11 protein-coding genes are annotated in these 11,677 nt (G+C 42.9%); 9 read left to right on the top strand and 2 right to left on the bottom strand.

Annotation, left to right across the window (positions count from 1 at the left end; genetic code table 11):
* Positions 1-579: 579 nt before the first annotated feature.
* From NST65_RS16710 to rbsB, 9 genes are all read left to right on the top strand, one after another.
* On the top strand, positions 580-2,061 hold the full coding sequence (locus tag NST65_RS16710; RefSeq protein WP_034281169.1) for a spore germination protein: 1,482 nt from the start codon (positions 580-582) through the stop codon (positions 2,059-2,061).
* A complete protein-coding gene (locus NST65_RS16715; RefSeq protein ID WP_034281171.1) occupies positions 2,051-3,148 on the top strand; it encodes an endospore germination permease in 1,098 nt (365 codons plus the stop codon). The genes NST65_RS16710 and NST65_RS16715 overlap by 11 nt, the downstream gene beginning before the upstream one ends.
* Positions 3,138-4,280, top strand: coding sequence for a Ger(x)C family spore germination protein (locus NST65_RS16720; protein ID WP_034281174.1), 1,143 nt, complete (start codon positions 3,138-3,140; stop codon positions 4,278-4,280). Before NST65_RS16715 ends, NST65_RS16720 begins: the two co-directional genes overlap by 11 nt.
* Before the next feature lie 116 nt (positions 4,281-4,396).
* The gene (locus NST65_RS16725; RefSeq protein WP_034281175.1) at positions 4,397-5,383 is read left to right on the top strand and encodes a LacI family DNA-binding transcriptional regulator; all 987 of its coding nucleotides are present in this window, start codon (positions 4,397-4,399) and stop codon (positions 5,381-5,383) included.
* The gene (rbsK, locus tag NST65_RS16730; protein WP_034281178.1) at positions 5,380-6,258 is read left to right on the top strand and encodes a ribokinase; all 879 of its coding nucleotides are present in this window, start codon (positions 5,380-5,382) and stop codon (positions 6,256-6,258) included. The genes NST65_RS16725 and rbsK overlap by 4 nt, the downstream gene beginning before the upstream one ends.
* Positions 6,255-6,647 (top strand): D-ribose pyranase, encoded by a 393-nt coding sequence (gene rbsD / locus NST65_RS16735; RefSeq protein ID WP_034281179.1) that lies wholly within the window; start codon positions 6,255-6,257, stop codon positions 6,645-6,647. The genes rbsK and rbsD overlap by 4 nt, the downstream gene beginning before the upstream one ends.
* A gap of 15 nt (positions 6,648-6,662) precedes the next feature.
* Positions 6,663-8,144, top strand: a complete 1,482-nt coding sequence (locus tag NST65_RS16740) for a sugar ABC transporter ATP-binding protein (protein WP_034281180.1) — start codon at positions 6,663-6,665, stop codon at positions 8,142-8,144.
* A 1-nt stretch (position 8,145) separates the two neighbouring features.
* Entirely contained in the window at positions 8,146-9,099 is a 954-nt protein-coding gene (rbsC, locus tag NST65_RS16745) for a ribose ABC transporter permease RbsC (RefSeq protein ID WP_024423678.1), read from the top strand.
* A 13-nt stretch (positions 9,100-9,112) separates the two neighbouring features.
* A complete protein-coding gene (gene rbsB / locus NST65_RS16750) occupies positions 9,113-10,030 on the top strand; it encodes a ribose ABC transporter substrate-binding protein RbsB (protein ID WP_034281181.1) in 918 nt (305 codons plus the stop codon).
* A 38-nt stretch (positions 10,031-10,068) separates the two neighbouring features.
* On the opposite strand, the gene NST65_RS16755 is transcribed toward rbsB, so the two are convergent.
* Positions 10,069-10,686, bottom strand: a complete 618-nt coding sequence (locus NST65_RS16755; RefSeq protein ID WP_034281182.1) for a flavin reductase family protein — start codon at positions 10,684-10,686, stop codon at positions 10,069-10,071.
* Between the two features lie 59 nt (positions 10,687-10,745).
* Positions 10,746-11,633: an acetoin biosynthesis transcriptional regulator AlsR gene (gene alsR / locus NST65_RS16760; RefSeq protein ID WP_034281183.1), complete on the bottom strand. Its 888-nt coding sequence runs from the start codon at positions 11,631-11,633 to the stop codon at positions 10,746-10,748.
* Between the last annotated feature and the right edge of the window lie 44 nt (positions 11,634-11,677).

Genomic DNA, 11,677 nt, shown 5'->3' on the forward strand with positions numbered 1-11,677 from the left:
AAAGGCCAAAAGGCGGACAAAAATCAGTCTGAATTTCCGCTGAATTCATGAGAAAGCGTTACCATCAATGATCCGAAAATCTTTTGTCCTTTTCTCCCTAAATTTTTTGACAATTATTAAGATGTATTTTGAATCAATGTTTTAAAGCCCGCTCTTCTCTATAACAACAGTCATATCAGCGCTTTAAATGAATAGTGCGTGTTTTGGAATGTTTTATATTTTTGAATGAACAGGTTAGAAAGTCATTCTCATTGGTCAGATCGCTGTGTGTTGACCTATGACAAAGGTCACCTCTAAAAAAATCAAGTCATCTGCTTATTTTTAGGTCACGAAAAATTGGGATAAGATGTAAATATTTGATCATTTTGGTGTACCTTCTCTTTACGAGATTCGCATCTTATGACCTAAACAATGAAACATTATTCATTTGTTTTTATCAAGATTCATCATTTCTTAACATTTTTAATGTGAATTTAGTTGAAAGTTGTCAGCTTATGTCAGGCTTTCCCCAAAGGAGACGAATAAAATTCGCTTCTCCGCTTACACTATGGGTAAAAAATCTGTGAGAGGAGGCTAAAGATGCCAAACACCAATGAGCAGACACGCCTGCATTTTTTATCAGGCAGCTTCGAGGAAAAAATCCGTATCCTAAAAAAAACATTTCAGCAAAGCGGCGACTTTGAGTACCGAGAGTTGATGGTTAATGAAACGAAATCTGCACTGTTTTTTATTAAAACAAGAATAGATGAAGGAAAACTAAATGATTTCATTATCGGTAACTTGTTAGGCTCTCCTGGAAAGCAGAATTATATAAAATCTCTTAGCACACTTGAAACAGGCGACTTGACACTGATCACAGACAGTATTATTGCGGGAAGTATTGCCTTTCTTGATGAAAACTCCTCGCAAATCAAGCTGTTTGCTGTCGGACAGCCGCCGCTTCGCTCTATTTCTGAACCTTCTTCTGAAAGTATTATCGCGGGTGCACATGACGGGTTTGTTGAAAGCCTTGATACCAATATCTACTTACTGCGTTCGCATTTAAATGATCGGAAGCTCGCCATTCAATATCATAAGGTCGGTACAAAATCGGAAACAAAGCTTGCAACGGTTTATATATCTGATATTGCCAATCAAGAAAAGGTCGAAGAAGTCAACAGACGGATTTCTTCTATTAAAGTAGACACACTGATAAGTCCTGGCTCTATCGTTGAGGCAATTGAGGAAGATTCATATTCTATTTTCCCGCAGCTGATTGATACAGAACGTCCGGACAAGGTAAGATCTGCGATTCTTGAAGGCAGAATAGTCGTACTCATGGATGGCAGTCCAATGGCCATCATTCTGCCTATCACGTTCTTTAGTTTTTTTCAGTCGCCAGATGATTATAACAGCCGCTGGATTCCTGCTACGTTTATTCGTATTCTTCGTTATCTTGCCTGCATCATCGCAGTCATATTGCCATCTTTTTATATTGCTGTTATTGCGTTTCATTATGAGGTTGTCCCAGATGAACTAGCCATTACGATGAAGAACTCTATTATTGGCATTCCCTTTCCTCCATTGATAGAGGCCATACTGATGGAGATCACAATTGAACTTATACGTGAAGCTGGGGTGCGTCTGCCTAAACCAATCGGGCAGACCATTGGCATCGTAGGAGGTTTGGTTATTGGGGATGCGGTTGTACAAGCAGGACTTATTTCGAATGTCCAAGTCATTGTAGTCGCTGTGACGGCTGTCGCTTCATTTGTACTTCCGTCGTTTGAAATGACGTCCACCATCAGGATGCTCCGTTTCCCGCTCATGTTTATGGCATCGATGTTTGGATTTATTGGCATTTCATTTGGGCTCGCCATTATTCTCATGAATTTATGCCGCCTAGAATCACTAGGGGTGCCATATTTATCACCTGTTGCTCCATTTAACTGGCAGGACTTAAAAGATACGGTAGTTCGACTCCCAATGTGGATGTACAAAAACCGCCCTGTTTATTTAAATCCGCAAAAAGACAAACAAATTGAACAACTGAGAGGGTGGACAAAGAAAAATGAAAAATAAAATATCTCCACCTCAAGCTGTTTTTTTTATCATCCAGTCTCAAATTGGTGTTGGAATTTTAGCGCTCCCCCATTTGCTGATGAAAGACATGGGACACGATGGCTGGATGGCGATAATTGTCGCGTGTTTTTTTATCCAGATTATCAATACCATTTTTCTTTATATCATCTACAAGTATCCAGAAACGTCATTTTTCCAAGCGCTGATTGACGTCTTTGGAAAATGGATTGGACGCGCCTTGGTCGTACTCTATACATTATACTTTGCCTCGGTTTGCATCGTAGTCCTTTCTATATTCACAAGGATTCTTGGCATATGGGTGCTCCCGCTCACACCAAACTGGGTGATTAACCTATTACTGATGATATGCATTATCTATATCGCAAAAGAGCAAATTACAGCCATTGTCAGGTTAAACTTTATTTTAACTCCCTTTTTGCTCATGCTCTCTCTATTGATGTTCTATGCATTGAAAGGAACCAATATTGATTACCTCCTGCCTTTTTTCCAAACAGATATTTCTCAATTTCAGCTTGGATTGAAGGACGTGGTGCTGTCAATGAATGGATTTGAGATGATTTTGATCATCTCTCCACTGATGAAGGGCACCATTAAGGAACGATATAAAGTGATGACCATTTCAAATATATGCACGACGCTTTACTACCTATTTATTACATTAATTTGTTTTATGTTTTTCAGCCCAGCTGAGCTTGATGTGATCCCGAATCCTGTTTTGTATCTATTAAAAACCATTACATTCGGTGTCATTGAGCGCACGGATTTAATTTTTCTGAGCTTTTGGGTCTTTGTCATTTTAGCCACACTGAGTAATTATCTGTACTTTTGTGCAAATGGTGTGTCCAGTATGCTGAAGAAAAAAAATCACAAAAAATATGTCTACTATTTTGCCATTTTGATTTATGCTGCAAGCTGTTTTCTTTCAACTGATAACTTTAGAATTCAGCGCTTTAATGACTTTACCACCGTTGCACAATATTCATTTATTTACACACTTCCGATCATGATGGCCATTATCATCTTTATCAAACACCGCAAAAAGAAGGTGAAATCACATGCATCATAGGTACATGTTGACACTGCTTATGTGTGTTTCCCTCATTTTCATGCCTGGCTGCTGGGATCAAAACCTATTAAAAGACATCTCTCTCGTATTAACTTCAGCTGTTGATCAAGGAGAGGATGACAATGCGAGATATTCGATTACCTATCGAAAGGTGCAGCAGTCTCAAAGTATGCAGCAAGGGAATTCTGGCAGCTATTTAACCACTGTTCTCACAACCGATGCGCCTACTTTAAGAAAAGCAAGAAGCAACTTTAGCCGGAGTGTAGACCAAAAAATTGATATGTCGAAAATGAGGGTGCTGCTGATCGGTGATGAATTTGCCCAAAACCGGCTGCTTCCTTACTTAGATATGTTTTATCGCGATCCCAAAAGCCCTTTGCTCGCAAATTTGGCAGTGGTGCAAGGGGGGAGCTGTGTGGACTTAATCAATTCTCTGCTCAAGGAAAAACTCATTGTGAGCGACTATTTAAACAACCTGATCACTTCCGCATCACGCTCCTCTCAAGTTGCACCTAAGAACATTCAAAATATCCGGTCCAAAATGCTGCAAACCGGCGAGGATTTCACACTGCCGTTACTCTACTACGATAAGTCAAAAAAGTTAACGAGTGTGAGAGGGGTTGCCTTATTTGATAATGAGAAAAAGAAAGGTGAACTGTATGCACAGGATGCCATTCTGCTCACCATTATGGATGGAAAAATGGGCAGTTATGCAAACTTCACGAAAAAAGTAAGAAGTGATATGAAATCAAAGGAGAACAATTACATCACCATTCAAGTAACGGATTCAAAGAGAGACATAAAAATCGTCAATCCTGATCATCGAAACGTAACCTTCTCTCTTGACTATGAATTCACCACCTCTGTTCTTGAATATCCGAAAGACAATTTAGATACAGACAAGAAAATCGAAATGTTAAATAAAAGGCTGTCAGCTATTTTTACAAAAGATGCCGAAAAAGTCATTGCAGCCCTGCAAGAGGCGAATTCTGACGTCCTCAGCCTTGGCAGAAAATATCGGGTCAGACACTATGATGAATATATGAAAATGAACTGGGTCACCGATTATCCGAAGGTGAAAATCATTCCAAAAGTGAAAGTGAACATTACACAAACAGGTATCATTAGTTAAGAAAAGGAAGAAGCCATCTTTCTTTTCTTTTTTTATTTTTTTAGATTGTCATTTCGATGCTTTCATGATAATCTATGTGTGTAAACGGTTACACATTCATGAAGGGAGGCTCTCCATTGGCTACAATTAAAGATGTTGCAAAAGCTGCACAAGTGTCTGTTGCCACTGTTTCACGCGTGCTCAATGATACTGGATATGTTCATTCAGATACGAAAATCCGCGTGACACAAGCGATGCAGGAGTTGAACTACTTTCCCAATGAAGTGGCTAGATCCCTTTTTAAAAGAGAATCACGCTTAATCGGCTTAATCTTGCCTGATATCACAAATCCCTTCTTTCCTCAGCTTGCTAGAGGCGTTGAGGATGAGATTCATGCGCACGGTTTTCGGTTATTATTCGGGAACAGTGATGAAGATCGAGAGAAGGAAATGGCTTACTTACAAACCTTTAAACAAAATCAAGTAGTCGGTGTCATCGCGGTCACAAATGAACCTGAATCAGATATATACAATGATGATGATCTACCTGTTGTGTTTTTAGATCGAACGGTCCCACATGCGCCTTCTGTTTTTGCAGATGCTGCAGCTGGCGGGAAAATGGCGGCAATGGAATTAATCAGACGCGGCAGCCGGCAGATCACACTGTTAAAAGGACCTGCCCATCTGCAAACAGCGCGGCAGCGATTCAAAGGCGCACTCGATGTTCTCACGGAAACAGGCGTCGACTTTCATGTGATGTCTAATGCTTCATTTTCCTTTCAAGAAGCCCGAAAAAGCGCCAAGGCCCTTTTCCAGCTGTACCCTGAAACAGATGGGATCATTGCCAGCAATGACATCGTCGCAACAGCGGTCATCCATGAAGCGTTTCGGATCGGAAAAGCCATTCCAGGAGACGTTCAAATCATTGGATTTGATGATATCCCGCAAAGTGAGCTGCTCTTCCCTTCCTTATCGACCATAAGGCAGCCCGCCTATGAGATGGGAAAAGAAGCGGCACAGCTGTTAATCAAAGCGATTCAGAAACAACCGATAGATGAACCAGTTATTCAAATGCCCGTCTCTTTTATTGAACGAGAGACCACAAGAAAGGTGGATTCACAATGAGTCATATTGTTGTAGTAGGAAGCTGTTCAATGGATTTAGTCGTCACATCAGATAAACGGCCAAATGCCGGTGAAACGGTTTTAGGCAAATCGTTTAAAACGGTCCCAGGCGGGAAAGGTGCCAATCAGGCAGTCGCAAGCGCCAGACTCGGTGCAGATGTATACATGGTCGGCCGAGTTGGTGATGACGCTTATGGTCAGGATATTCTCAGCAATTTAGAAACACAAGGTGTCCGCACCTCATATATGAAACCGGTTACTGAAATGGAGAGCGGCACAGCTCATATCATTTTAGCAGAAGGTGATAACAGCATTGTTGTGGTCAAAGGGGCAAATAATGAGGTCACTCCTGACTATGTAAGAGAGGCCTTTTCTACAATTGATAATATCGGGATGGTTCTCATCCAGCAGGAAATACCTGAAGAAACGGTCGAAGCGGTCTGCGCCATTTGCAGTGAAAAAGAAATCCCTGTCATTTTAAACCCTGCACCAGCCCGCAAAGTATCGCAGCAGGTTTTAGAGCAGGCTGCTTACATTACACCGAATGAACATGAAGCTGTTCTGATGTTTGATGGTCTGCCAACCAGTGATGCCTTGCGTCAATACCCTAACAAATTATTGATCACAGAAGGAAAAAATGGGGTTCGATATTTTGATGGAATGAAAGACGTGTTGGTTCCAGGCGTTCCTGTCGAAGCAGTCGATACAACAGGAGCTGGCGATACCTTTAACGGAGCCTTGGCTGTCGCTCTAACAGAAGGCAAATCCCTTTATGACGCACTTGCCTTTGCCAACCTTGCAGCTTCAATGTCCGTCACAAAGTTTGGCGCACAAGGCGGCATGCCAACAAGAGAAGAATTGGAGAAAAAGAAATGAAAAAAAACGGCATCCTAAACAGCCATATCGCCAAGGTGCTTGCTGACCTTGGCCACACAGATACAATCGTCATAGCAGACTGTGGTCTCCCTATCCCAGAAGGTCCAGTCAAAATCGACCTGGCGTTATCAATCGGCACACCATCCTTTCAGGAGGTCACCTCCCTCCTTCTTCAGGAAATGGCCGTTGAAAACATCACTGTAGCTAGTGAAATCAAAGAAGCCAATGAACGAGATCATTTATTTCTTAAGAAAGCGCTCTCAAAATCGTTACATGAAGTAGACCACGAGACGTTCAAAGACATGACCAAACAGGCAAAAGCAGTCATTCGAACGGGTGAAGCCACCCCATACGCAAACTGCATTCTTCATGCCGGTGTCATCTTTTAAAAGGAGGAGCCAGATATGAACATAGAGATGCATAACATCCATAAGGCTTTTGGAAAAAACACCGTTCTCTCCGGGGTCTCCTTTGACCTCGTCACAGGTGAAGTCCACGCACTCATGGGTGAAAATGGTGCGGGAAAATCAACTTTAATGAATCTGCTTACAGGTCTTTATTCTTTAGATCAAGGAACGATACAAATCGACGGAAAAGAGACCGCTTTCAAAAATCCGAAGGAAGCGGAACAGCACGGCATCGCCTTCATTCATCAGGAGCTCAACATATGGCCGGATATGACCGTCTTGGAGAATCTATTCATCGGGAAAGAAATCTATACGAAACTCGGACTGCTAGATACTAAGAAAATGAAGACTCTCGCCCAAACGCAGCTGGACCGTTTGTCTGTGAATCTCTCACTTGAACAAGAGGCAGGCAGCTGTTCTGTTGGACAAAAACAGATGATTGAGATTGCAAAAGCATTAATGACCGATGCAAAGGTCATCATCATGGATGAGCCGACAGCAGCTCTTACGGAACGGGAAATCGAGAAGCTCTTCCAGGTCATTGAATCTCTCAAAAAAGAAGGCGTTTCCATTGTCTATATTTCTCACCGTATGGAGGAAATCTTTGCAATCTGTGACCGGATTACGATCATGCGTGATGGGAAAACGGTCGATACGAAAGCCATACCTGAAACGAATTTCCATGAAGTCGTCAAGAAAATGGTCGGCCGTGAATTGACAGATCGATATCCTGAGCGAACGCCTTCAACAGGAGACATTGTCCTTGAGGTGAAACAAGCAACGAGAAAAGGACAATTTCAAGATATCAGCTTCTCAGTTAAAGCTGGAGAAATCGTTGGTGTTGCAGGCTTAATGGGTGCTGGCCGGACCGAAATGATGCGGTCACTGTTTGGCCTTGATCCTCTTGACCAAGGAGAAATCTGGGTTCATGGGAAAAAGGCTGTTATTAAAAAACCAAGTGATGCCGTCAAGCTCGGCATCGGCTTTATCACAGAGGATCGCAAGGATGAAGGATTGATGCTTGATGCATCCATCCGAGAAAACATCGGTCTGCCAAACTTAAAAAGCTTCTCTCCAAAGGGATTGATTGATAAGAAAACTGAACAGGATTTTGTCGACCTGCTCATTAAAAGACTGACGATTAAAACGGCTTCCTCTGACATCTCTGCCCGAAGCCTGTCTGGTGGAAATCAGCAAAAAGTCGTCATCGCCAAATGGATCGGCATACAGCCAAAGGTGTTGATTTTAGATGAACCGACACGAGGTGTCGACGTCGGAGCGAAACGAGAAATCTATCAGTTAATGAATGAATTGACCGATCGAGGCGTTGCCATTTTAATGGTCTCCTCTGAACTCCCAGAGATACTCGGGATGAGCGATCGAGTGCTCGTCATTCATGAAGGAACCATCAGCGGAGAATTAGAAAAAACAGAAGCAACACAGGAACGAATTATGACACTAGCTACAGGAGGGAAGTAACATGAAACCACTTACTTCAAATGGACGATTTGATCACATCATGCAAAAGCTTGGGCCATTCTTAGGACTCATCATCCTTGTCGCCATTGTTTCTATTTTAAACCCGGCCTTTTTAGAGCCATTAAACATCTTAAACTTACTGAGACAAATCTCCATTAATGCCCTCATTGCCTTTGGGATGACATTTGTTATTTTAACTGGAGGCATTGATTTATCTGTCGGTGCCATTCTTGCACTGTCCAGTGCCCTGACTGCCGGCTTTATCGTTTCTGGCATGGACCCGATTTTAGCCATTATTGTCGGCTGTATCATCGGTGCCGTTCTTGGGATGATCAACGGTCTTTTAATTACAAAAGGAAAAATGGCTCCTTTTATCGCAACGCTTGCCACGATGACGATTTTCAGAGGTTTGACACTCGTTTATACAGACGGAAACCCGATTACTGGGCTTGGCTCTAACTATGCCTTTCAGTTATTCGGCCGCGGATATTTCTTAGGCATTCCTGTTCCAGCGATCACGATGCTTCTCACCTTTATCGTACTTTGGGTACTGCTTCATAAAACACCTTTCGGCAGAAGAACATATGCCATCGGCGGGAATGAAAAAGCGGCTCTCATCTCAGGAATCAAAGTACCGCGCGTGAAAATTATGATCTATTCATTAGCAGGCTTCATGTCTGCCTTAGCAGGTGCGATCTTAACATCTCGCCTAAATTCAGCGCAGCCAACAGCTGGTACGTCCTATGAGCTTGATGCCATTGCTGCCGTCGTACTTGGCGGGACAAGCCTGTCCGGCGGAAGAGGACGAATTGTCGGCACACTCATCGGGGTGCTCATTATCGGTGTCCTGAACAATGGTATGAACTTACTTGGTGTTTCATCATTCTATCAATCTGTTGTGAAAGGGATTGTCATCTTGATTGCAGTCCTGCTAGACAGAAAGAAATCTGCTTAAGGAGGCAGCTGCTATGAAAAAATATCTTATTCTCATCCTGACTCTCTCTTTGTTTCTGCTTTCTGCCTGCTCGCTTGAACCGCCGGAGTGGGCCAAGTCATCTAAGGATGGCAAGAAAAAAGACATCAAAATCGGTCTGTCGATCTCGACATTAAATAACCCATTCTTCGTTTCTCTGAAAAACGGTGTGACAAAAGAAGCAAAAAAGCTTGGCATTGAAGTCGTGATTGCAGATGCACAAAATGATTCTGCTAAACAAACAAGTGATGTAGAAGATTTAATTCAGCAAGGAGTCGACGCATTGCTCATCAACCCAGCGGATTCATCTGCCATATCAACCGCTGTCGAATCAGCAAACGCTTCAGATATACCTGTCATCACATTAGACCGCTCAGCCGAAAGTGGAAAGGTAGAAGCACTTGTCGCCTCAGATAACGTCAAAGGCGGTGAAATGGCAGCTAAATTTATCATTGACAAGGTTGGCAAAGGAGCAAAAGTCGCTGAATTAGAAGGCGTACCAGGCGCTTCCGCTACACGTGAGCGTGGAAAAGGATTCCATCAAATAGCGGATAAAGATCTAAAAGTGACTGCAAAACAAGCTGCTGACTTCGACCGGACAAAAGGACTGAATGTCATGGAAAACCTTCTTCAAGGAAACCCTGACATCAAAGCCGTTTTTGCCCACAATGATGAAATGGCTCTCGGCGCACTAGAAGCGATTCAAAGCTCTGGGAAAGACATTCTTGTCGTTGGCTTTGACGGCAACGAAGATGCACTCAGCTCGATCAAAGCAGGAAAGCTCTCTGCAACGGTTGCGCAGCAGCCAGAGCTGATCGGTCAACTGGCAGTCGGTGCTGCAAACGACGTATTAAAAGGGAAAAAAGTACAAAAGAACATCGCAGCTCCACTCAAACTAGAACAGAAGAAATAAACAGAAAACCCCCGATATCCCTCGGGGGTATTTTTCTATTACTGTGGTCTTTTCAGCACAAATGACGTGCCTAAATGGGCATAATCATTACCTGCTAGGCGAGCGACTGGTTTCAGTTCATTAGTAGAAACATAGCCTTTTTCTGCATCATAAACAGCCTCATCTAAATGTGCACATACAACCCGGCCAATGATATGATCAACTGTGATCTCCCCTTCATCATTTTGAAATGTCAGATGTTTTTCCAGCTGACATTCAAAACGAATGCGTGCTTCCTTGATCCCCGGCACCGAAATGACATGACTCTCTACTTGGTGAAGTCCGGTGCGATCCAGCTCACTCTCTTCCCTAGGCAGAGTAGCAGCTGTTTCATTAATATCTTCTATCATGTCTTCATCACTCACATGAACGACAAACTCTTTCTTATCGATGATATGCTGCGCAGTATCTTTCATCTGACCATCACGTCGTCCGATAGAAACCGCAATGAGCGGCGGGTGTCCGCTGATGACATTAAAGAAACTAAATGGTGCGGCATTGACGACATTTTCTTTAGATAGACTTGTAATAAATGCAATCGGTCTTGGAACGATAGATCCAGATAATAATTTATATGCCTCTTTTCGTGACAGCTGATCCAGTAGCAATGTAATCAATTCAGGTACGCCTCCTTTTAATGTAACGACATCATACCATACCCCTTTCTCTATACCTCTTATTCCAGCTCGGTGCGATGCAGGATATGGTGGACCAAATGAAATAAAGCAGGATTATGATTTTCACGCCTATAGGAAATCGTCCATTCCGCTAGAAGCTGTTCATCCTCAATGGAGCGATATACAACATCCAGATTAAATAAACGCCGGGCTGATTGTGGAATCACTGCAATACCGATCCCTGCTGTGACAAGGCCAATGATCATTTGATATTCCGCTGCTTCCTGCACGATATTTGGAGAAAACCCGTACTTTTCACATAGCAGGATAAAGTGCTGATAAAGGGACGGCCATGATTCCTGTGATAAAGAAATAATCGGTTCATGACGGATATCTTCAATTGTGACCGTCTCTTTTTTAGCCAATCGATGATTTTTTGGAATCGCAAAAATACATTCACTCTGCTTCATCAAACGACTGACTAGCTCTTCATGCGGCGATGTAGGGTGTAAAAAACCGATATCAATCTCACCATTTAAAAGTGCCTCTAGCTGCTGCGGAACGGAAAGCTGCTGCAGCTCAATACTGACAGAGGGATACAGCTCCCTAAATTCACGTACAACGGGCGGCAGAATATCATATGTCGCAGTTCCAACAAAGCCTATGATGATTTTCCCCAGCTCTCCTCTTGCTGTATGACGTGCATGATCAACGGCTTTATCAAGCTGCTGCAGCACTCCCCGAACCTCCTGTAAAAAGACCTTTCCAGCTGCTGTTAGCTCCACCACCCGCTTCGACCGGTGAAATAAAGGAAAACCCAATTCTTCCTCAAACTGCTTAATTTGCTGACTAAGTGGAGGCTGTGTCATATTCAACCGCGCGGCTGCTCTGCCAAAATGCAGCTCCTCCGCTACTGTGACAAAATACTGCAAATGTCTCAGTTCCATCCTTTCACTCCTCACACACTTATTCGTGAAACATATCAAAACCA

It is taken from the genome of Bacillus sp. FSL P4-0248 (assembly GCF_038593305.1).
Classification (GTDB): domain Bacteria; phylum Bacillota; class Bacilli; order Bacillales; family Bacillaceae; genus Bacillus; species Bacillus safensis.

Coding starts and splice junctions, on each gene's coding strand:
- NST65_RS16710 (WP_034281169.1), top strand. CDS start 580: ATGCCAAACACCAATGAGCAGACACGCCTGCATTTTTTATCAGGCAGC.
- NST65_RS16715 (WP_034281171.1), top strand. CDS start 2,051: ATGAAAAATAAAATATCTCCACCTCAAGCTGTTTTTTTTATCATCCAG.
- NST65_RS16720 (WP_034281174.1), top strand. CDS start 3,138: ATGCATCATAGGTACATGTTGACACTGCTTATGTGTGTTTCCCTCATT.
- rbsK (WP_034281178.1), top strand. CDS start 5,380: ATGAGTCATATTGTTGTAGTAGGAAGCTGTTCAATGGATTTAGTCGTC.
- rbsD (WP_034281179.1), top strand. CDS start 6,255: ATGAAAAAAAACGGCATCCTAAACAGCCATATCGCCAAGGTGCTTGCT.
- NST65_RS16740 (WP_034281180.1), top strand. CDS start 6,663: ATGAACATAGAGATGCATAACATCCATAAGGCTTTTGGAAAAAACACC.
- rbsC (WP_024423678.1), top strand. CDS start 8,146: ATGAAACCACTTACTTCAAATGGACGATTTGATCACATCATGCAAAAG.
- rbsB (WP_034281181.1), top strand. CDS start 9,113: ATGAAAAAATATCTTATTCTCATCCTGACTCTCTCTTTGTTTCTGCTT.
- alsR (WP_034281183.1), bottom strand. CDS start 11,633: ATGGAACTGAGACATTTGCAGTATTTTGTCACAGTAGCGGAGGAGCTG.